This is a genomic window from Mucilaginibacter sp. P1_A3 (assembly GCF_056406855.1).
Genome location: NZ_JBFTZJ010000016.1, coordinates 64,482 through 86,356 on the forward strand (window position 1 = coordinate 64,482; position 21,875 = coordinate 86,356).

At 41.6% G+C, this 21,875-nt stretch carries 15 protein-coding genes; 11 read left to right on the forward strand and 4 right to left on the reverse strand.

The window, feature by feature from the left end; translation table 11 throughout:
• Positions 1–3: 3 nt before the first annotated feature.
• The 6 genes from AC1D0K_RS27920 (at position 4) to AC1D0K_RS27945 (ending at position 12,981) form a co-directional block, all read left to right on the forward strand.
• On the forward strand, positions 4–1,776 hold the full coding sequence (locus AC1D0K_RS27920) for a RagB/SusD family nutrient uptake outer membrane protein (RefSeq protein ID WP_477396728.1): 1,773 nt from the start codon (positions 4–6) through the stop codon (positions 1,774–1,776).
• Between the two features lie 81 nt (positions 1,777–1,857).
• Positions 1,858–5,475: a VCBS repeat-containing protein gene (locus AC1D0K_RS27925; RefSeq protein WP_477396726.1), complete on the forward strand. Its 3,618-nt coding sequence runs from the start codon at positions 1,858–1,860 to the stop codon at positions 5,473–5,475.
• 10 nt (positions 5,476–5,485) lie between these two features.
• Positions 5,486–6,805: a vanadium-dependent haloperoxidase gene (locus AC1D0K_RS27930; protein ID WP_477396724.1), complete on the forward strand. Its 1,320-nt coding sequence runs from the start codon at positions 5,486–5,488 to the stop codon at positions 6,803–6,805.
• 16 nt (positions 6,806–6,821) lie between these two features.
• Complete coding sequence (locus tag AC1D0K_RS27935; RefSeq protein ID WP_477441637.1) at positions 6,822–8,378, forward strand: FG-GAP repeat domain-containing protein; 1,557 nt, start codon at positions 6,822–6,824, stop codon at positions 8,376–8,378.
• A 91-nt stretch (positions 8,379–8,469) separates the two neighbouring features.
• A complete protein-coding gene (locus tag AC1D0K_RS27940) occupies positions 8,470–10,023 on the forward strand; it encodes an FG-GAP repeat domain-containing protein (RefSeq protein WP_477396720.1) in 1,554 nt (517 codons plus the stop codon).
• A 162-nt stretch (positions 10,024–10,185) separates the two neighbouring features.
• Positions 10,186–12,981, forward strand: coding sequence for a glycoside hydrolase family 2 protein (locus AC1D0K_RS27945; RefSeq protein WP_477463129.1), 2,796 nt, complete (start codon positions 10,186–10,188; stop codon positions 12,979–12,981).
• Positions 12,982–13,077: 96 nt separating this feature from the next.
• On the opposite strand, the gene AC1D0K_RS27950 is transcribed toward AC1D0K_RS27945, so the two are convergent.
• Genes AC1D0K_RS27950 through AC1D0K_RS27960 form a run of 3 tightly spaced genes read right to left on the reverse strand, consistent with a single transcriptional unit; the run spans position 13,078 to position 15,461 of the window.
• Positions 13,078–14,181 (reverse strand): agmatine deiminase family protein, encoded by a 1,104-nt coding sequence (locus AC1D0K_RS27950; protein ID WP_477396716.1) that lies wholly within the window; start codon positions 14,179–14,181, stop codon positions 13,078–13,080.
• A 5-nt stretch (positions 14,182–14,186) separates the two neighbouring features.
• Entirely contained in the window at positions 14,187–14,540 is a 354-nt protein-coding gene (locus AC1D0K_RS27955; RefSeq protein WP_477396714.1) for a four helix bundle protein, read from the reverse strand.
• Positions 14,541–14,591: 51 nt separating this feature from the next.
• The gene (locus tag AC1D0K_RS27960; protein ID WP_477396711.1) at positions 14,592–15,461 is read right to left on the reverse strand and encodes a carbon-nitrogen hydrolase; all 870 of its coding nucleotides are present in this window, start codon (positions 15,459–15,461) and stop codon (positions 14,592–14,594) included.
• A gap of 171 nt (positions 15,462–15,632) precedes the next feature.
• Between AC1D0K_RS27960 and AC1D0K_RS27965 the strand changes: the two genes are divergently transcribed.
• The 4 genes from AC1D0K_RS27965 to AC1D0K_RS27980 all read left to right on the forward strand — a co-directional run bounded on the left by AC1D0K_RS27965 (position 15,633) and on the right by AC1D0K_RS27980 (position 20,687).
• Positions 15,633–16,577 (forward strand): lysylphosphatidylglycerol synthase transmembrane domain-containing protein, encoded by a 945-nt coding sequence (locus tag AC1D0K_RS27965; RefSeq protein WP_477396708.1) that lies wholly within the window; start codon positions 15,633–15,635, stop codon positions 16,575–16,577.
• Positions 16,578–16,694: 117 nt separating this feature from the next.
• On the forward strand, positions 16,695–18,470 hold the full coding sequence (locus AC1D0K_RS27970; RefSeq protein ID WP_477396706.1) for an aromatic amino acid hydroxylase: 1,776 nt from the start codon (positions 16,695–16,697) through the stop codon (positions 18,468–18,470).
• A gap of 8 nt (positions 18,471–18,478) precedes the next feature.
• On the forward strand, positions 18,479–19,183 hold the full coding sequence (locus tag AC1D0K_RS27975; RefSeq protein ID WP_477396704.1) for an SDR family NAD(P)-dependent oxidoreductase: 705 nt from the start codon (positions 18,479–18,481) through the stop codon (positions 19,181–19,183).
• A gap of 64 nt (positions 19,184–19,247) precedes the next feature.
• A complete protein-coding gene (locus AC1D0K_RS27980) occupies positions 19,248–20,687 on the forward strand; it encodes a PAS domain S-box protein (protein ID WP_477441643.1) in 1,440 nt (479 codons plus the stop codon).
• Between the two features lie 228 nt (positions 20,688–20,915).
• On the opposite strand, the gene AC1D0K_RS27985 is transcribed toward AC1D0K_RS27980, so the two are convergent.
• The gene (locus AC1D0K_RS27985) at positions 20,916–21,254 is read right to left on the reverse strand and encodes a single-stranded DNA-binding protein (RefSeq protein WP_477393747.1); all 339 of its coding nucleotides are present in this window, start codon (positions 21,252–21,254) and stop codon (positions 20,916–20,918) included.
• Between the two features lie 151 nt (positions 21,255–21,405).
• Here AC1D0K_RS27985 and AC1D0K_RS27990 point away from each other — a divergent pair, with 151 nt between their 5' ends.
• Positions 21,406–21,771: a hypothetical protein gene (locus AC1D0K_RS27990; protein ID WP_477393749.1), complete on the forward strand. Its 366-nt coding sequence runs from the start codon at positions 21,406–21,408 to the stop codon at positions 21,769–21,771.
• Positions 21,772–21,875 lie beyond the last annotated feature (104 nt).

Here is a 21,875-nt window from a genome sequence, read left to right on the forward strand (position 1 = left end):
GTCATGAAAAAATTTCAATTAAAATTAATTATCCCGCTGTGCTTGCTGTTAATATGTACAGTATACGCGTGTAAAAAAAGCTTTTTAGATAAGCCGGCCCTGGGTCAGATTGACCCGGCTCTATTGTCAAACAAAGCGGGTGTTGAGAGTTTATTAATAGGTGCTTACTCGGAGCTGGATGGTTACGGTGGTGCTGGTGCAGGACAGTCTGCAGCCCCATCAAACTGGATGTTTGGTAGTATCACCGGTGGAGATGCCTATAAAGGTTCAGATCCATCAGATGGTGCAAATGACCAGACCCCGGTAGCAACTTTTAATTTACCGGCCACAAATGCGTTTATAGTTGGTAAATATGCGGCTCAGTATGATGGTGTTCAGCGTGCAAATGACGTTTTACGTGGCATTCCAAACGCGAAGGATCTTTCGGCTGATGATGTAAAAAGGATCACTGCTGAAGCAAGGTTTTTAAGAGGATATTTCTACTTTGAGCTGCGCCGTAACTTTTTTATGGTTCCATATGCCGATGAAACAATTGAACTTAAGAACGTTGGTGATATCAAAAATGATAAAGATATTTATCCTTTAATCGAAGCTGATTTTAAATTCGCAGCTGAAAACCTTCCTGAAACTCAACCTCAAAGAGGTCGTGCCAACAAATATGCTGCAATGGCATATCTTGCCAAAGTTTACATGGCTGAGGCAAAATACCCAGATGCAAAACCATTGTTAGCTACATTGATGGGTGCATCTGCTGTAACAGCAGGTGGACAACATTATGCTTTAAATGATCATTTTCAGCAGAACTTTAGCCCAGAGGCTGGTCAGAAAAACAGTGCAGAATCAGTATTTGCTGTTCAGGCATCTGTAAATGATGGTTCATTGGGTAATAACAGTAACCAGGGCGATAACCTTAACTTCCCTTACAATGGTGGTCCTGGTGGTTGCTGCGGTTTCTTTAACCCATCACAATGGTTAGCAAACTCTTACAAAACCGATCCTACAACTGGTTTACCGTTACTTGATAATTTTAACGCTGCACCAGTGGTAACAGATGTTACTTATACAGGTACATTAGATCCACGTATCGATATCACTATGGGTCGTAAAGGTATCCCTTATCTTGACTGGGGTCCACACCCTGGTGATGCTTGGATTCGTAACCCTGGATCTGACGGTCACTTCAGCCCTAAAAAGAACGTATACTCAAAAAGCGAAGTTGGTACTAACACAAGTACAGAAAATACCTGGACTTCTGCTTTAAGTACTTCAAACAACGTTAACCTGATCCGTTACTCGGATATCATTTTATGGGCTGCAGAATGTGAAGTTGAAATTGGTAGCCTTACCGCTGCTATGGCAGATGTGAACATGGTTCGTGAACGTGCACAAAAAACCAGCGGTTGGGTTTATTTAAATTCACCTTACGATGCTTCTAAATCAATTTATACTGTTCAAACTACACCGGCAGCTAATTACAAAATAGGTCTTTATACCTCATTCCCTGATCAGACTTATGCACGTAAAGCTGTACGTTTTGAACGTAAAATTGAATTGGCAATGGAAGGCCACCGTTTCTTTGACTTACAAAGATGGGGTAGTGCTTACCAGGCTGCTGAGATCAACGCATTCTTTGCAAGCGATAAGAGCATAGATATTACTTTGAAAGATGCTCACTTTACTCAGAATAAGAGCGAATACCGCCCTATTCCTCAAGCGCAAATTGACATTTCAAACTCAAAAGGACCAATTGTTTTAAAACAAAATCCTGGTTATTAATTTTTGATAACTGGTTTGATTATTCTAATTTAGGTGGAGATAATTATCTCCACCTTTTTTTATAGCCTACGTTTAAAATTCATGAAGAATATACCCCTGTTAAGCTGCCTGTTTATTTGCTTGTTAACGGCCTGCAAAAAGCCCACTTTGTTCAAACTCATTCCGTCATCACAATCGGGCATTACTTTTAGCAATACGATAGTTGAGGATGATAAAATAAACCCGCTTACCAAACTTAACTTGTATAACGGCGGTGGCGTAGGCATTGGCGATTTTAACAATGATGGCTTGCAGGATATTTATTTTGTGGGTAACACCGTATCAAACAAATTATACCTGAATAAAGGCGATATGAAGTTTGAGGATATAACGGCAAAAGCAGGCGTAGGTGGCAAAGGCGGCTGGGGCAGAGGAGTAGCTGTAGTTGATATTAACAATGATGGCCTGGCCGATATTTATGTTTGCTATACATTATTGGATGATTCTGTTAAAAGAACCAACCTGTTATATGTGAACCAGGGAGTAGGGAAGGATGGGATACCTGTATTTAAAGAAATGGCTAAGGAGTATGGTTTAAATATCAATGTACACTCAACCATGGCCTCGTTTTTTGATTATGATAACGACGGCGACCTTGATATGTACCTCACCGTTAATGAAGCTATAGCCAGTGATAATCAAAGCACATTTAGGCCAACAATAAAAGATGGCAGTCATAAAAGTACTGGCAGGCTTTACCGCAATGATTGGAATGCAGCTTTAAAACATGCTGTATTTACCAATGTATCAAAACAAGCAGGCATAACTATTGAAGGTTATGGCCACGCATCCAGTATTGTTGATATTAACAAAGATGGCTGGAAAGATATTTATGTAACCAATGATTTTTTACCCGATAACTTACTGTACGTTAACAATGGCGACGGTACTTTTACCGAAAGATCAAAAGAATATTTTAAACATACTGCCTTTAGCGCGATGGGGCAGGATTTTGAAGATGTAAATAACGATGGACTGGTTGACGCGTTTGAAGTTGATATGAACCCCGAGGATAACTTCCGTAAAAAGATGTTTATGCCGGCCAATAATTACCAGATATTTCAAAACTTTGATTATTACGGTTACCAATACCAATACACCCGTAATACTTTACAAATTAATAAAGGCCCGCGTCTTGGCCAAAATGACTCTATTGGCGCGCCCATTTTTAGTGAAACTGCTTTTTTAAGCGGGGTTGGCCAAACAGACTGGAGCTGGGGACCAATGCTTACCGATTTTGACAATGATGGTTTACGCGATTTAATTATCACCAATGGTTATCCGCGCGATGTTACCGATCATGACTTTATTACTTTCAGGAACCAGGCTTTTGCAATTGCTTCAAGCAAACAGATACTGGATCAGATCCCGATTGTAAAAATACCCAATTATGCATTTAAAAATACCGACGGGCTACAGTTTACTGATGTAACCAAAAGCTGGGGGCTTAGTGCACCATCATTCTCAAACGGAGCGGCCTATGCCGATCTGGACAATGATGGAGCTATGGATATGATCATCAATAATATTGATGACGAGGCCTTCATCTACAAAAACACAGCCCGCGAACAAGATAAAACTGAAAGCAACTATTTACACATACAATTTCATGGCAGCCCGCAAAATCTGGGCGGCATTGGCGCCTTTGCCAATATTTATTATGATCATGGTAAGCAACAGGTGTATGAGAATACGCCATACCGCGGTTATTTATCAACCATCCAAAATATAGCGCATTTTGGTTTGGGTAAAACAAGCCAGCTTGATTCTGTTGTGATACGGTGGGATAACGGCAAAAAACAGGTTTTGAAAAATGTAAAAACCAATCAAACCATTAAGGTAAATATGGCCGATGCCAAAGAGCCCTATACGTTTAAACAACCGGCGTTAAATACCAATTCACTGTTCCGCGAGGTAACAAAATCGGCAGGAATAACCTACAAACACCAGGAAAAAGATTATATTGATTTTAACGTACAAAAACTAATCCCTCATAAATTATCGCAATACACTCCTGCCGTAGCCGTTGGCGACGTTGATGGTAACGGATTTGATGATATGGTAATTGGGGGCACAACACATTATCCGGCACAATTACTTTTGCAGCAGCCCAATGGCAAATTTATTCAGCGTGATCTTTTACCTCAGCCAAAAAATACTGCCCCGGGTAATAACGCAATGGATATGGGTATGTATGTGGTGCCAAAAGCGGGAGTAAAGGATGAAGGTTTATTATTATTTGATGCCAACGGAGACGGTCATCCCGATCTTTACATTGCAAGCGGCGGTTTTGAGAGCGAACATGGTTCGGTTAATTATCAGGATAGGTTTTACCTCAACGATGGTAAAGGCAACTTTACGCTGCAACCAGATGCCCTGCCTAAAAACCTTACCAGTAAACTATGCGTAAAGGCGGCTGATTTTAATCACGATGGCAAACTCGATTTGTTTGTATCCGGCCGCGTTGATCCATGGAACTATCCTAAACCGGTATCAAGCTTTATATTGCGTAACGACAGTAAGAATGGCGTTGTACGGTTTACTGATGTGTCTGCTGCCATGGCCCCGGCATTGAAAGATATTGGCCTGGTATGTGATGCCACCTTTACCGATTTTAATAACGATGGCTGGCCCGACCTGGTACTTACCGGGGAATGGATGCCAATAACCTTCCTTAAAAACGATAAGGGCGTATTTAAAAATATAACAGCCGGTACAGGAGTACAGGATAAATTAGGCTGGTGGAACACCATTGCAGCCGGCGATTTTGATCATGACGGCGATATCGATTATATAGTTGGTAATACGGGGCTTAACACATTTTACAAGGCATCAGATCAGCATCCTATTTATATTACAGCCAAGGATTTTGATAACAACGGTAGTTACGATGCCTTTCCATCTGTTTTTCTGAAAGATCAGCAAGGTGAGATGCAGGAGTTTCCGGCCTTTGGGCGCGATGATATTGTTAAGCAAATGATTAGCATGCGTATAAGATTTCAGAACTACAGATCGTTTGCTGTAGCTACGATGGATACCGTAATTACCCCAAAAATGCGCGAAGGTGCCATCAGGTTAAAAGCCAATTATCTGCAATCATGCTATTTGCGCAATGATGGCGGCGGTAAGTTTACAGTTTTACCATTACCAATGGAGGCCCAGATGTCGGCTCTTTGCGGTATAACAGTTGATGATTTTGATGGTGATGGTAACCTTGATGTAGCCTTGAGCGGAAATGATTATGGTACCGAAGTTGCAACCGGCCGTTATGATGCGTTTAACGGGTTAATACTCAAAGGTGATGGGAAAGGCAATTTTAAACCGCTTAGTATTTTACAAAGTGGCCTGTATATCCCCGGCGATGGTAAGGCCCTGGTTAAGTTAAGGGGTGCTAAAGGTAATTATCTGTTAGCGGCTACCCAAAACCGGGATATGATGAAGCTATTTGAACTTAAACGCCCTGTTAAAACGGTTAGTTTACAGCCTTTGGATGCTTATGCCACTATAAAATACAAAAACGGTAAAATTACCAGGGAGGAGTTTTATAATGGTAGTTCTTTCTTGTCGCAATCCGGCAGATTTTTTAATATTGAAGACAATATGGCATCAGTAACCATAACTGATGGCTATGGCCACCAACGAACCGTACAGCTTAATTAATTACTTGTATATGAGATGTTTTAAAATATTTGCAGCCGTTGCCTGTTTATTCCTGGTTTATAGCTGTACACAAAAAAAGAAAACGGCTTTACTGAAAGATGCCGATGTACTGCATAACAATGTTGATCAGTTAACCCAGGTGATCATATATGACGTATTTTCTCCCCCGGTAGCAAGTCGTATTTATGGTTATACTACCCTGGCAGCTTACGAAACCGCACGCTACGCCAACCCGGATTATAACTCAATAGCGGCACAATTAAAGGGCTTTGGCAAACCACCCGAGCCAAAAAAAGATGTAAAGTACAATTTTACGCTTGCAGCCACCAAAGCTTTTTTTACAGTAGCCCACAAGATCACCTTTTCTGTTGATACACTGCAGAAATATGAAGATAAGGTGTACGCTATGTACAAAGATAATCTTGACGATTCTACCTACGCGCGTTCTATAGCGTTTGGTACCCAAATGGGGAAATTCATATTAAAACGCAGTGCGGTTGATAATTATCCTCAAACCCGTGGCAAACCTCGTTTTTTAGGTAATGAAGAGCCGGGTCAATGGCGTCCTACTGCACCAGACTATCTTGATGGCGTTGAGTTTTGCTGGGGTACTATGCATACGTTCGCGGTTGATACCTCAACACAGTTTAAGTTACCGCCGCCACCTCCTTTTAGCGAAGATAAAAACAGCGTTTTCTTCAAGCAAAATATGGAGGTTTACCAGTTGAGTAAAAATATTACTGAAGAGCAAAAAACAATAGCCCGCTTTTGGGATGATAACCCTTTTGTAATTCAGCATAACGGGCATATGATGTTTGCCAACAAAAAAATTACCCCCGGCGGCCACTGGATTGGTATAGCAGCTATTGCCTGTAAGCAAACACATGCCGATGTAGTAAAAACAGCCCAGGTTTACGCGCTTACATCAATAGCCTTGTTTGATGCCTTTATTTGTGGCTGGCAGGTTAAATATGAAACTAACTATATAAGGCCTGTAACCGTTATCAACGAAAAAATTGACCACAATTGGTTGCCCATGTTACAAACCCCTCCGTTTCCGGAGTATCCAAGTGGTCATAGTGATATCAGCGCGGCTTCGGCGGTAATACTTACCCACCTGTTTGGTGATAATTTTGCCTACCAGGATACCAGCGATTTAAAGTATATAGGGATGCAGCGCCATTTCGATTCGTTTTTAAAAGCTTCTGACGAGACCTCTATAAGTCGTTTTTATGGTGGTATACACTATCTCAACAGTGTAAACCAGGGCGCCGCACAAGGCAGGCAGGTTGGCGAATACATTTGGCAAAAACTAAAACTAAAAAAATAACTGTATATAGGTTTTTATGAATTTTAAAAAGAGTTACCTGGTTACTACTTACCTGCTTTTGTTTACTGTTTTAATATCATTTGTTACTTTAATGTATGGTTGCAAATCCAAACCACAGCCATATAAATTAACCGGGAACGTTAAGGTGGATGGAGAAAACCTGGTGCAGTTAAAATGCACCAGGTGTCATGCCTTAACACCTGTAGATGCCCTACCCAAAAATGTTTGGTTAAACCATGTACTGGTTGGTATGGCGCCCATGCTCAATATCTCTACTTATGGCAGCTCTTTCTTTAAAAGCAATTCTAAAGATACAACGGGTGCCAGCATTGTGGAATGGTTAGCCATAGTTGATTACTATAGGAAAATGGCGCCCGATACCTTATTACCTGCCAAAAAGCCTGTTCCGTTAACTGAGGATTGGGCTGGTTTTACATTAAAAAAGCCGGCGCCATTAAAAGCTACCAGCTTTACTACTACCATTGCATTTAACAGTGCAACCAAAAAGTTATACAGCGCCGATGCGGTAAATGAAAAATTATATACCTGGGATGCCAATTTAAAGGCCGACACGATAGCGTCTTTACCTTCTGCAGGTGTTGATATTAGTTTTGATAAAGATGAGACCGGAAATAATATCGGTTTTATCTCGGCCATTGGCAGGATGGCGCCTATTGATTTCCCTAACGGAAAGGTAGTAAAGCTTAACCTCGATGCTAAAGACGCGAACGGCGGCCAAACCTACATTGCATCCGATTTACCACGCCCCGTACAAACCCTAACGGGCGATTTTAATAAAGATGGGCTTAATGATGTGGTGGTGTGCGGCCAGGGTAATAAAAAAGGTGGTGTTTATTTATTAAAACAAAACAAGGATAAAACCTATACGCAACAAACTATTCTGGATAAGGAAGGGGCGGTACAGGCTGTAAAAGGTGATTTTAATAAAGATGGCTGGCCCGATGTAATGGTTTTAACCGGTACTGGTGATGAAGGGCTATGGCTTTTAACCAATGATCAAAAAGGTGGTTTTACAACAAGAAAGCTGTTAACTTTCCCGCCAACAAACAGTTCAACCAGTTTCCAGTTAGCAGATATGGATCATGACGGTAATCCCGACCTGGTTTATACCTGTGGTTATAACTATCATGATTCGCGTATTTTAAAACCTTATCATGGTTTGTATATTTTTACCAATACAGGCAACTGGAACTTTAAACAAAAATGGTTTTATCCAATAAATGGTTGTACAAAGGCCATAGCTGCCGATTTTGATGGCGATGGCGACCTGGATATCGCTACCATTGCTTTTTTTGCAGATATGCAAAATACGCCTGCCGAGGAATTCATTTACTTTGAACAATCAAAATCATTTGATTTTAAACCCCATGCAGTACCGGTAAGTAAATATGGCCGCTGGATGTGTATGGATGTAGCCGATTTGAATAACGATGGCAAGCTTGATATTGTATTGGGTAATTATGCTAATGGCTTTATGTTCATTCACGGCTTGCAACCGCAATGGGATCGTAACCTGCCCCTCATTGTACTGGAAAATCACATGAAAAAATAGGATTAATAGGTTAATGTTATTTTTAACTTATAATTCATCAAATTAAGGCTTTTTAAAATGATCGCTTTAGCAAAAGGTGATAAGTGCGTACATGATTAAAAAACAAAAGTGGTCTGCGAATAAGATCTGTTTAATTATTCTTTCGGTGTTTACTATCCTGGTGGCTTTCAATAGCTGTGGGGGAGACGGTTTATCCTCAAGCGATGAAAAATATCTTGCCGAAGGTAAAAAGCTTGCTCAAATACGTTGCTCAAGCTGCCACCAGGCACCAGATCCATCGCTTTTGGATAAAACCACATGGGATAAAAGCATCCTGCCGGCCATGGCGCCAAAATTTGGCTTAAGGCCCTTTATGGATGATTACCTGGTTTCTTCGGCATCAACCATATCTGCTGCCGACTGGCATAAGATCATGGTTTATTATAAATATTCGGCGCCCGATAAGTTGATTATTCCTAAGCCCGAAGCCGTGAAGGACTGGGCTGTTTTTAGCCTCCAACGTCCGCAAAAAGTTGACAGCGCTAATGGGCCGGCCAAAACCACTATGGTTACCTATAATGTAAACGATAAGCACCTTTATACCGGTGATGCCGGTGGTAACTTTTATAAATGGGATAAGGATCTTCAATCAACCCTTGTAAAGAAATTTAATTCGGCAGTAGTTGATGCCAATTTTTTTAAAACAGCTGCCGAACAAAACGGCGCTATCATAACCTGTGTAGGTATTTTGCCGCCAAATGATCGGTTGAAGGGGAAAATGATTAGCATCGGCCTTAACAGCAGATCAATAAATAAAGATTCCCTGTTAATTACAGATAGCCTGCCGCGCCCCGTAAAAAGCGCCTATGCCGATTTTAACAAAGATGGCTTGATGGATTATGTTTCCTGCGGTTTTGGAAATAACCAGGGTGGATTGTACCTGGTTCAACAACGGGCAAATCATACTTTTATAAGAAAACCTATCAGGGCGATGCCCGGCCCATCCCAGGTTTATATCAGCGATTATAATAACGATGGCTGGCCAGATATGGTGTGCCTGTTTGCCCAAGCCGATGAAGGTGTCTGGCTGTTTTTGAATGATAAAAAAGGTGGCTTTACGAGTCAGAATCTTTTACACTTTCCGCCGGTATATGGCTCAAGCAGTTTTGAAATGGTTGATTTTAATCACGATGGCAAGCTTGATATTTTATATACCTGCGGCGATAACAACGACTACTCGCCCATATTTAAGCCTTATCATGGGGTTTACATTTTCACCAATACAGGTAACTGGAAATTTAAGCAAACCTATTTTTATCATATCAACGGTTGTTCAAAAGCGATGGCCGCCGATTTTGATAAAGACGGTGACCTTGACCTTGCCGTGATCGCATTCTTCCCCAATTTTAAATACCTCCCAACCGAAGGGTTCACCTATCATGAACAAACCAGTAGTGGCAAATTCAAGGTTCACGAGATTCCAGTAAATACAGAAGGCCGATGGTTGGCAATGGATGTAAATGATATCGATCAGGATGGCGATTTGGATATTGTTTTAGGTAATTTTTCTATTGGAGGCGAAGGGCTAATCAATCAAAAAGATTACAAACCCAACTGGAATATGTACCAGCCTGTGATCGTGTTGCAAAACACGCTTAAAAAGTAGACCTAAAATTGTATTTGGTATCATTTGTATAACAAAAGGATAAATTAGTACCATAGCATCATGCTGTTTGTTAAGTAGTTTTACCTCTGTTATTTATTATCGGGAGATGTTTTTATGCCCATTTATTAAATGAGCGTCACATGCCCCTGTTAAAAAATCATTATGATGAAAAAAACTATTTATGCTGCCTTAGGTGTTTTAGTCGCGAGCGTTTTACCTTCCTTTTTGTTGGCTCAGTCTGCTCCTGTAAAACAGGTTAAGTTATCTAATTTTGATTTGCAGTCTTCGGCCCTGGTGGGTGCTACCGGTACCGAATTGTCAAGTATAAAATATCATTCGCCCGTGTACTGGTTTCCGGTTAAAGTGCCCTCAACTGTATTAACTGGTCTGGTTGCCAATAAAATTTATCCCGATCCTTACCAGGGATTAAACAATATGCTGATCCCCGATGCATCTGATCAGTTTAACAAGGAATATAACCTGGAGCAGTATAGCCATTTACCCAATGATCCTAATCCCTGGAAAAAACCTTACTGGTACCGTACAACTTTTAAAGTGGCTGCTGCTGATAAAGGACGCCAGTTTCAGTTGATATTTAAAGGCATCAATTACCGCGCTGCAGTTTGGCTTAACGGTAAGCAAATTGCCGATAGTACCCAAATGGCAGGCATGTTTGCCGAGCATAACCTGGATGTAAGCAATGCAATTAATGCTGGTGGCGATAATGCATTGGCTGTAAAAATATACCCTTTGGATTATCCGGGTTATCCCGCAAAAGAACAGTTGAAAGCTTTAGGTCCGTTTTATGAAAATGGCGGCCCGACCGGAGATATAGGTAAAAACGTAACCATGCTCTGCTCTGCCGGCTGGGACTGGATCCCCCCGGTGCGCGATCGTAATATGGGCATCTGGCAACCAGTTTTTTTGCGCACAACCGGGGCGGTAACCATTGGAAGGCCGAAACTGGTAACCAGCCTGCCAAACCTGCCTGATACCAGTATAGCTAAGCTATCTTTGAATTTAACATTATCAAATAATACCAACGCGGCTAACAATGGCAAGCTTACCATCAGCATAAAGCCCGAAAATTTTACCGGGCTGCCGGTTCAGTTTATGCAAGCTGTTTCCGTTGCTGCCAACTCAGGCAAAATGGTAGAATTAAATGCCGATAAGATAAGCCAGCTCATTATTCGTCAGCCAAAATTATGGTGGCCAAATGGGTATGGTAAAGCAAACCTGTATCGTATCCGCCTGCAATATGCCGATGTAAAGGGAATAAGTGATGATACCACCTTTGTTTTTGGGGTGCGTGAGGTATCATCCAAAGCAAGTATGGTGAACGGTTTTGTGCGTCGCCAATTTTACGTAAATGGTAAGTTGGTGCATTTGGTAGGTGGTGCATGGGTACCCGATATGATGGTGAACCGTGATTCGGCCCGTTATGATTATGAGATGCACCTGTGCCGCAACGCCAACGTAAACTTAGTGCGCATTTGGGGTGGAGGTGTTACGCCTCCTGATGCATTCTGGAATGCGGCTGATAGGTACGGACAGATGGTATGGTCGGATTTTTGGATCACCGGCGATACCCAGGGTGAGTTTAAAGGCTCGCCCGATTGGCCATTGGAAGGAAGCGTATTTGTAAAAAATGTAGAGAGCACCATTTACCGGATCCGTAATCACCCAAGTTTACTGGTATGGACGGGGGGCAACGAAGGCCACGCCCGTAAAGAACTATATGATAAAATGCGCAATGATATCATCGAACTGGATGGTACAAGGCCGTTCATCCCAAGTTCATCCGGCTTTGCCAAACTGCCCGAAGGATGGAAAGGCTCATGGCCGGATGATATGCCATCAGGCGTTTATAGTGGTGGTCCGTATGCCTGGAAAGATCCTAAGGATTATTATAAACTGGCAGATGCCGGCAAAGACTGGGTATTTAAGGATGAAACAGGTTTGCCATCGCAGCCGCCTTATACCACGCTACCTAAAATTATCCCTAATCTTACCTGGGATAAAAAACTGCCATTCCCGTTGAATAACAGCTGGGGGTATCATGATGCAGCAACAGGAGCAGGCCAATATGATAAATACTATGATGAAATGGCCAAAAGGTATGGTGCGCCGAGTGATATTGTCAATTTTTCTGACAAGATGCAGTTCATGAATTATATAGGCTACCAGGGTATTTTTGAAGCCGACGGACATAAACTGAACGAAACAGGTGGTGTAATGCTGTGGAAACTGAATGCAGCCCTGCCAAGTGTAATTTGGCAGATATACGATTGGTACCTGGAACCCAACGCGGGATACTACTCCATGCAAAATGCCTGTGAGCCTGTACATATTCAATATAACTATGATAACTCCAGTGTGGCTATCATTAACCGTACCCACCACGCAACAGGCAGCCTTGTTGCTACCGCCGATATTTTCGATATCAACAGCAAGCTCATCAAATCATCAAAAGTAGAGCATGTTGGTTTGGCTTTAAATGGAGTACAGGAAGTTATCCAACTAAAAGATATACTGGCAGGTACACAAGGCGTAAGCTTTGTAGTGCTTAACCTGAAAACGGCTACAGGCAAAGCGGTATCGCACAATGTTTACTGGTTATCGGCCAATGATGATTTTAAATCATTGAATGGTATGAAACATGCGCAGGTAAGCGCAAAAGTTTTAAAAACTGAAAAAGGTGTAAGCGAAAGCAAATGGACGGTTCAGTTTACAAATAATTCAAATCAGATAGCATTCTTCGTTCGCCCGCAATTGATGAAAAACGGCGAAGAGGTAATGCCAAGCTACTGGACAGGCAACTACTTTACCCTTGCTCCGCACGAAAGTACAATTGTATCGGTAAGCGCCCCGGTAGCTAAATTAGGCAGCGTTACGCCGACCATATTGGTAGAAGGCTGGAATTTGGATAAGCAAACCGTTGTATTAGCGACTAAATAGTTCGGTCCATCACAAACAACAACGCCCTGTTCAAAAGAACGGGGCGTTGTTGTTTATAAGATTTAATAATTTATATAATCTGCATATCTGAAATCATCAAATCTCCGGTTCCTGCTGGCTCAGGCAATGAAAGCTGCCTAATCCCCAGATAATATCTGTTGAATCAATACCCACCACTTCGCGATCAGGGAAACATTGCTGGATAATCTGCAACGCCTTATCATCATTAGCAGAACGATACGTAGGCACTACTACGGCCGAGTTCGCTATATAAAAATTAGCGTATGATGCAGGCAGACGGGTATCGTCATGAATAACTTCATCGGGCATAGGTAATTCCACAACGTTAAGTTGTTTACCGTTGAGTAGACGCATGGTTTTTAATGCTTCCAGGTTTTCCTGTAGCAAGTGATAGTTGTCGTCGTTTTTATTTTCTTCAACTACGGTAACCACGGTGTCTTCATTTACAAAGCGGGTGATATCGTCAATATGTCCATCCGTATCATCGCCCACAATGCCATCGCCCAACCATAAAATTTGCTCGGCGCCGTAATAATTACGAAGATAGCCTTCAATTTGCTGCTGATTTAACTGCGGGTTGCGGTTTTTGTTGAGCAGGCATGCAGTGGTGGTTAAAATGGTGCCCTTGCCATTAAAATCAACAGAGCCACCTTCCATTACAATACCCGGATTAAATACAGGCAAACCAAAATGTTTTCCGATTTTTGTAGGGATCACATCGTCCAGATCAAAGGGGGGATATTTGCCGCCCCAGGCATTGTAACCCCAATCAACAATCGCTTTTTGTTTAGTATCAGGATTGATCAAAAATGCTGGTCCGTGGTCACGGCACCAGGCATCGTTGGTAGCAAATTCAAATAGTTCCACCCGGCTCATGTCGACACCTGCGTTTTGCAATTGAAAAGCCACCGACGCCTTCATGTTTTCATCAACCACGTTGATGCGAACCAATTCGCCTTTGGTTAATACCTTGATGAATTCGATGTAGGACGTGTAGATGGTATCTAATTTTCCCGGCCAAGAAGCCTCTTTATGAGGCCAGCTTAACCAGGTTGCTGTATGGCGCGCCCATTCAGCTGGGAAGGAAAATCCCTGCGAAGCAGGTGAGTCCGAAAGTCCGAAAGTCGGAAAGTCCGAAAGAGTGGAATTTAAATTAGAATTATGTTTATTTGTTGGCATTGTTTTTATTTAAGAGAATTGCGTAAGGCATTAAGCATTACAAGTATTTCCTCGCATTGTTGATATAGCTTTGTGAAAGCAGGTTGCAATATTAAGCCTCTTTTTTGAGCTAAAAATAAACAACCAACTACTTCAATATTAGAACGTAAGGCATAGCCTAAAAATCTATTAAACTCTAAATTTGATTGTCCGGTTGATCCTTCTGCAATATTTAAAGAGACCGAATCAGCCGCTCTTTTAATTTGAGCAGTCAGAACGAACAATTCATCCTTCGGGAAAGTTTTTGTAAGGTTATGTATATCGGCTGATAAATCCACAGATTTTTGCCAGATAATCAACTTTTCAAATTTAAAGCTCATGCGACTTCACGTTTTTTTACTTTCGGACTTTCGGTCTTCCCGACTTTCGGACTAGTCTTCGTCTAAAAGTCTTTTCGTTATCGGCTGATAACTGTCAATTCTTCTATCCCTCAAAAACGGCCAATGACTTCTGTAATAATCAGATTTATCTAAATCCAGTTCCTGCACAACAACTTCTTCCTCGTCATGTGAGGTTTGCTGAATAATTGCTCCAAATGGATTTGCAAAGAATGATCCTCCCCAAAATTTAACGCCAGCTTCTTCGCCAACACGGTTAACACTTACTACGTGTATGCCATTAGCTACCGCGTGCGAGCGTTGAATGGTTTGCCACGCATTGTATTGCTCTACGTTAGTAGCTTCATCCTGCGTGGTTGCCCAGCCAATTGCCGTTGGGTAAAATAAAATATCGGCACCCATTAATGCGGTAATGCGTGCAGCTTCGGGGTACCATTGATCCCAGCAAATAAGTACGCCTAATTTGCCGTATTTGGTTTTAAATACTTTGTAACCCAAGTCGCCGGGGGTGAAATAAAATTTTTCGTAAAAGCCGGGATCATCGGGGATGTGCATTTTACGGTATTTGCCTAAGTAGCTGCCATCGGCATCTAAAACGGCGGTTGTGTTATGATAAAGACCTTGCGCACGTTTCTCAAACAGCGAAGCAATGATTACTACGTTAAGCTCGGCAGCAACTTTTGATAACTCATCTGTTGATGGGCCGGGGATAGCTTCGGCAAGTTTAAAGTTGTCATAATCCTCAACGTCACAAAAATAAAGTGAGGTAAACAGTTCCTGTAAACAAACTATCTGTGCGCCTTTGGCCGCTGCTTCCCTTACTTTAACAATGGCTTTTTGCATGTTCTGCTGCTTATCTGCAGTACAGCTCATTTGCACTATGCCAACCTTTACTTTATTCATATTGATAAAAATTTGCGCAAAAATACTTCTTTTTAAAGATTAGTGATTAGTTGATTAAAGATTAGTTAGAATTTTGACCATTAGATTAGAGATTAATAATTTGTGAACAAACAGTGAATTTATTAGTTGATAAAATTTAACTAATTACTAATTAACTATCTTTGCGGCCGAATGACAGAAATAGAAGATATAGTTGACGAAGGCACCGAGCATAAAACCTGGAAAGGTAAGCTTTGGAATGTAGTTAAGGTTATTTTAATAATAGTGGTTACCGGCGGCCTGCTTTATTGGGTTTTTAGCAAGGTTCCTTTTGCTAAAATAAAATTCCGCCTTGCTCATGCTAACCGTGCCTGGCTAACTGCTGCTATTCTTTGCTACATTGGCTCAATGCTGTTTTCGTCATGGCGTTTACTCAGTTTCTTTAAATCTATTGGCCTTAAGCTGGATTGGCGTTTCAACCTGCGCTTATATTTTTTAGGGCTGTGCTACAACGTGTTACTACCGGGCGGTATAGGCGGCGATGGTTATAAAATTTACTTGCTGCACAAAACCTATAAACTACCTACCAAAAAAGTTTTCTGGGCTATTTTGTTTGATAGGCTAAGCGGCTTTTGGGCTATTGGCGCTATTGTGGTTGGCCTTATTATTTTAATCCCGAGTTTCCCGTATCATTTGGCTATTCCGCTGAGTATCGTGTCGGTGGGTTCAGTAATTTATTATTTTGTTGCACGAAAATTTTTCAGGGATTATACCCATAACTTTTTCTCAGGCCATTTAAAGGCTATAGGTGTACAAAGTATGCAATTGCTTACTATTGTATGCCTGCTGCTTGCACAGGATTTTAACGGCAAGTTTGCGCCTTACCTGTTATCGTTTCTCTTCTCTTCATTAGCAGCAGTTATCCCCTTTAGTTTAGGTGGCGGCGGTATCAGGGATGCACTTTTTTTAACCCTGGCACGTCAGTTTAATCTTACGGAAGATATGGCTGTTTATTTAAGCTTTGGCTTTTATCTCGTCTCTATTTTTGTTGCCTTAATTGGTATTTACTATGTGATACGCCCAAGCCGGCTTGAGAAAGGGTTGCAAAAACCATCGGAATTTACTTCGGAAAATTAGTTGTTAGTCGGAATAATATTCCAATTTAAAACTCATATTAGAATCATATTCTGAATTTTGCAAGTGCGGCAACCATTTACTTAAATTGGCGTTCTATATATAAACCAATTTATTTTAATGAGCCATTTTAATGATTTTAATAATCCGCAGGTAGCGGCATTGCCCGGTCATTTAAAACAATTTATAGTAGATCAGCACTACGAACATTACACGCCCATTGATCATGCGGTTTGGCGTTATGTAATGCGGCAAAACTATAGTTACTTAAAGGATGTTGCTTATTATCCGTACATCCCCGGTTTAACCAAAGCCGGATTAACTATAGAGCGTATCCCCAATTTACAGGAGATGAATGATGCCCTTGCCAAAATTGGCTGGGGAGCTGTTACTGTTGATGGTTTTATACCACCTGCTGCCTTTATGGAATACCAGGCCTACAGGGTGCTGGTAATAGCTGCAGACATTAGGCAGTTGCGCCATATTGAGTATACCCCCGCGCCCGATATTATACACGAATCGGCAGGACACGCGCCAATTATTGCCGATAAGGATTACCATGAATATTTGAGCTATTTTGGTTCGATAGGGGCGAAAGCGATGTTTTCGGCACAGGACTTTGAACTTTATGAAGCCATTAGGGCCTTATCAATTTTAAAAGAAATGCCAGATGCTGACCCAGAAGAGATCAGGAAAGCTGATGAGCTGGTAGCTTTCAGGCAGGAAAACATGGGCGAGCCATCAGAAATGGCATTGCTAAGCCGCCTGCATTGGTGGACGGTGGAATATGGCCTGATTGGTACATTGGAAAATCCGAAAATATATGGTGCAGGCTTGCTGTCATCTATTGGGGAAAGTGCCAGCTGTATGACGGCCGAAGTTAAGAAGCTTTGGTATACCATTGATGCCCTTAACTACAGCTATGATATTACTAAAACCCAACCCCAGTTATTTGTAACGCCAAACTTTCAAAACCTGATAGATGTGCTGGAGCAATTTGCCAATTCCATGTCGTTCCGCAGGGGAGGAGCTTATGGTTTGGGTAAGGCTTTTGAAAGTAAAAACACCTGTACGGTGGTTTATAGCTCAGGCTTGCAGGTTTCCGGTACGGTTACCGATTTTAGAGTTGGTAAAAATGAAGATCCTTATTTTTTAAAAACCAGCGGACCATCTGTTTTGTCAGTGAACAACAAGCAATTAAAAGGTCATGGTAAAAATTATCATCAGGATGGCTTCAGCTCGCCTGTTGGTAAACTTAAAAATACGCAGCCTTTAGAAAACATGGGGTTGGCGGAGTTGGAAGACATCGGTATTGCAATTAAGAAAGACGCGATACTTGATTTTGAAAGTGGTATCACGGTTAAAGGCAGGGTTAAAAATATCTTTGCATCCGAAGGGAAAACGCAGATAATTACTTTTACAAATTGTAGCGTCACTGATGAAAAAGGCGTAATACTATTTGATCCGTCATGGGGCGTTTATGATATGGCTGTAGGCGAAAGCATCACATCGGTATTTTGCGGTGCAGCTGATAAGGAGGCATTTGAGGAAGTTATTTACAAATCAAAAACTGCCACCCATCATGTAGAGCATGACTTTAAAAATATAGAATTGCACAAGTTATACCAGCAGGTGCGTGATTGCCGTCAAAAACAAGGTGAATATAATTTTTTAGGCAACGTTTGGCTTAAATTGCAAAAAGATCATCATGACGACTGGCTTTGTGCCCTGGAGATACTGGAGTTGCTGGAACATGAGGAGATTGAGCCGATACTGGTAGCTGAGATTCGTGGTTTTCTTAAGCAAAAGGTAAAAGACCAGCCCGAATTAAAAAAACTTATCACTGATGGTTTTTACCTTATTGAACATCCTGTTGAGCAAAAATTGGTATTTTAGTCGCTACTATGAACATCATTATAACAGGCGCCAGCAGCGGCGTAGGATTTGAAGCTGTAATTGAACTTATACTATCAGGAAACCATAAGGTAATTGCCCTTGCCCGCTCGCAGGATAAACTGGAGCGTTTGCTGGAGATAGCCCATGGCCTTAACCCCGATTGCCAGTTATATGCCCTTACTTTTGATATTGTGCACGATGATTACCTGGGTTTACAGCAATTTATCGAGGTTAATTTTGATAACAAGGTGGATATTTTAATCAATAACGCAGGGGTGCTTATTAATAAACCTTTTACCCAGTTGTTAGAAACCGATTTTGTAGAAATGCTGCAAAGTAATTTTATAGGTCATGTACGTATTATACAAGCGCTTTTATCATTAATTCCGGCAGGGGGGCATATACTAAATATTGGCAGTATGGGCGGCTACTCCGGTAGTGCCAAATTTCCGGGTTTGTCGGCTTATTCGGCCAGCAAATCAGCGCTGCACACGTTAACGGAGTGCCTGGCGCAGGAACTTGCAGATCAGGATATTAAGGTAAACTGCCTGGCATTAGGGTCGGCACAAACAGAAATGCTGGAGAAGGCTTTTCCTGGGTACCAGTCGCCGGTTTTGGCATTTGAAATGGGTAAGTATATTGCAGATTTCGCATTAACGGGTCATAAATTTTTTAATGGTAAGGTTTTGCCCGTTGCAGTAAGCACGCCATAAAATAATATTAAGTTATTACAAATATTTTATAACTTACGGGATATAAAAACCGTAAAAACCCCATATGGATATAAGATTCACATCCCTTTTTACTCATTCAAAAGATATTTTTTTTGTGATGGACGTGAATGGAGTGATTTTGCATACAAACCCTTCCTTTCAAAGCTTATTTGGCTATAGTGATGCCGAATTATCGGGTATTAATATTGCCGATATATGCCACCCGGCGGATAAAGAGCGAAAGGAGGAATCGCAAAACAGTTTGCTTTTACATAAGAAACTGCTGGGCTATCAAAGCAGGATAAAGGCAAAAAATGGCTGCTATTATAGCGTTACCTGGTCTGTAATTTTAAATGATGATAATCTTATCTATTCTACGGGTACCCCGCAGATGGATGCGCCTGTTCTAGCAGGATTGACGGGTAACGATATTGTACAACATACCATTCAAAGCCTGAACGAGGGTTTTATTGTGCTTGATGCCGATTGGAATATCATGGTTTTTAACCCGGCTTTTCTGGCTTTGGCCAATTTAAGCGCCGAAGAAATTAAACAATCAGGATTTACTCAGATAGAAAGCCTGGGTTTAACCCCAGAGGTACTAGCCGAATTTAAACGATCATTAAACGATAATGTATCATTACAGCTTCAGTATTTAAATGCTTACTCAAATTCCTGGCTTCGCATCAACATGTACCCTTATCATAAACAGATAGCGGTTTTTATCAGGGATATTACTGAAATCAAAATCCAGGAATGGGTGTTGGGATTGGAAAAAAAGGTGCTGGAGTTGAATGTTACCACACAATATACACTTGCGCAAACAACCACCGAATTGCTTAAGGGAATTGAAGCGATATTCCCTGATATGCTTTGCTCTGTTTTGGAAGTAGATCACGCGCAGGAAAGGCTATTTAACCTTGCCGCGCCAAGGTTGCCAAAACCATATTGTGATCAGCTGGAAGGCCTTGAGATTGGACCCGATGTTGGCTCATGTGGTACTGCGGTATATTATCGCGAGCAGATTATTGTAAGTGATATTGAAAATGACCCCAGGTGGGTTGATTATACCCAACTGGTAAAACCGTATGGTTTAAAAGCCTGCTGGTCTGCACCGGTCATGAATACAAAGGGTACAAAGGTTTTGGCTGTATTTGGTATTTATTACACCACCGTTCGTGAGCCCAACAATGACGAATTACGGCTAATTGAACGCACGGTTAACATCCTGCGCGTTTTAATTGAAAGCAAAAAAAATGAGACCTATATTAAAGAGCAAAACAACAGACTTCACGCTATTGCCAATATAAGTTCGCACGAGTTAAGGCGCCCGGTAGCCACCATTTTGGGCCTGGTAAATTTGTTCGATAAGCACAATGAAATGAATCCGCTGAACAATGAAATAATCGACTACCTCTACATATCAACCAGGGAGCTTGATAAAGTTATTCATGATATTGTTGAACAAACTATTAACGTAAACACTACCTGGGCAGAAGTTTGATAGTTAAAAAAATGAATGCCTTTTATTACTTTCAGCCAATCATTTCGTGATTCCCGTACCCAGTGAAACATCTACCTGCCAACATACAATGCTTGCCGGTAGAATAGTTCACTGCATTTCAGGATAACAAACAGTTCATCATTTTTCATCGGGAGGTGATACCGCAAAGCGATCATCCACAGAACCAACCCGCCATTGCGCTCCTTTTGGTTCCTGCCCTTTTGCTCTTCAGCCCTTCGCGCCAACTTTTAAAAATTCATTCACTACAATTTCTGATACGTAACGTTTTACCCCGTCCTTATCGGTGTAATTGCGGTTGGCCAGTTTACCTTCAATGGCTACCTCATCGCCTTTCTTTAAAAGATCTTCGGCAAGTTTGGCCTGGGCTCCCCACAAAACAAGATTATGCCATGTGGTATCGGTTATCTTTTCGCCTTTGTCATTTTTATAGCTCTCGTTGGTGGCTATAGATATTCGCGCCATCTTTTTGTTGCTGTCGAAAACTTTTACTTCCGGATCCATACCTAAGTTTCCTACAAGGCGTACACTGTTTCTTAATGAGTTCATCGTTTTGTTTTTTTAATGTTTGATATATGTTTTGATAACGATACAAAGGTGCGGCTACCCCGAAAATTTAACCGGATAGTAATCGTTTATAGTCGATAGTTTCCGTTTGTAAACGTTTGCAAACGGATAGGTAATTGTGTATCTTTATGCTATGAACCAGGAAAGAAACTGTTTGGATTGCGGCGAACCGCTGCACGGCCGGGCCGATAAAAAATTCTGTAATGACCTATGCCGCAATAATTATAACAACCAGCTTAACAGCAACAGTTATAACCTGGTGCGCAATATCAACAATATCCTGCGCCGCAACCGCCGCGTACTGGAAGAGCTAAACCCAACCGGTAAAACCAAAACCACCCGCAAAAAACTGGCAGCAAAAGGCTTCGACTTTGACCATATCACCAGTATCTATCAAACCAAAACCGGATCAACTTATATGTTTTGTTATGAATATGGTTATTTGCTGTTGGATGGGGATGAGGTGTTGCTGGTTAAACGGGAAGGGGAGGGCAGTTAGCAGTTGCCGGTTGCCGGTTGCCGGTTGCCGGTTGCCGGTTGCCGGTTGCCGGTTGCCGGTTGCCAGTTGCCAGTTGCCAGTTGCCAGTTTTGAAAAAGGGCTAA

Bases quoted from the DNA above. Each gene is read 5' to 3' on its own strand.
- AC1D0K_RS27940 (WP_477396720.1), top strand. From the start codon at position 8,470: ATGATTAAAAAACAAAAGTGGTCTGCGAATAAGATCTGTTTAATTATT.
- AC1D0K_RS27925 (WP_477396726.1), top strand. From the start codon at position 1,858: ATGAAGAATATACCCCTGTTAAGCTGCCTGTTTATTTGCTTGTTAACG.
- AC1D0K_RS27955 (WP_477396714.1), bottom strand. From the start codon at position 14,540: ATGAGCTTTAAATTTGAAAAGTTGATTATCTGGCAAAAATCTGTGGAT.
- AC1D0K_RS27990 (WP_477393749.1), top strand. From the start codon at position 21,406: ATGAACCAGGAAAGAAACTGTTTGGATTGCGGCGAACCGCTGCACGGC.
- AC1D0K_RS27975 (WP_477396704.1), top strand. From the start codon at position 18,479: ATGAACATCATTATAACAGGCGCCAGCAGCGGCGTAGGATTTGAAGCT.
- AC1D0K_RS27945 (WP_477463129.1), top strand. From the start codon at position 10,186: ATGATGAAAAAAACTATTTATGCTGCCTTAGGTGTTTTAGTCGCGAGC.
- AC1D0K_RS27920 (WP_477396728.1), top strand. From the start codon at position 4: ATGAAAAAATTTCAATTAAAATTAATTATCCCGCTGTGCTTGCTGTTA.
- AC1D0K_RS27970 (WP_477396706.1), top strand. From the start codon at position 16,695: ATGAGCCATTTTAATGATTTTAATAATCCGCAGGTAGCGGCATTGCCC.
- AC1D0K_RS27980 (WP_477441643.1), top strand. From the start codon at position 19,248: ATGGATATAAGATTCACATCCCTTTTTACTCATTCAAAAGATATTTTT.
- AC1D0K_RS27930 (WP_477396724.1), top strand. From the start codon at position 5,486: ATGAGATGTTTTAAAATATTTGCAGCCGTTGCCTGTTTATTCCTGGTT.
- AC1D0K_RS27985 (WP_477393747.1), bottom strand. From the start codon at position 21,254: ATGAACTCATTAAGAAACAGTGTACGCCTTGTAGGAAACTTAGGTATG.
- AC1D0K_RS27935 (WP_477441637.1), top strand. From the start codon at position 6,822: ATGAATTTTAAAAAGAGTTACCTGGTTACTACTTACCTGCTTTTGTTT.
- AC1D0K_RS27960 (WP_477396711.1), bottom strand. From the start codon at position 15,461: ATGAATAAAGTAAAGGTTGGCATAGTGCAAATGAGCTGTACTGCAGAT.
- AC1D0K_RS27965 (WP_477396708.1), top strand. From the start codon at position 15,633: ATGACAGAAATAGAAGATATAGTTGACGAAGGCACCGAGCATAAAACC.
- AC1D0K_RS27950 (WP_477396716.1), bottom strand. From the start codon at position 14,181: ATGCCAACAAATAAACATAATTCTAATTTAAATTCCACTCTTTCGGAC.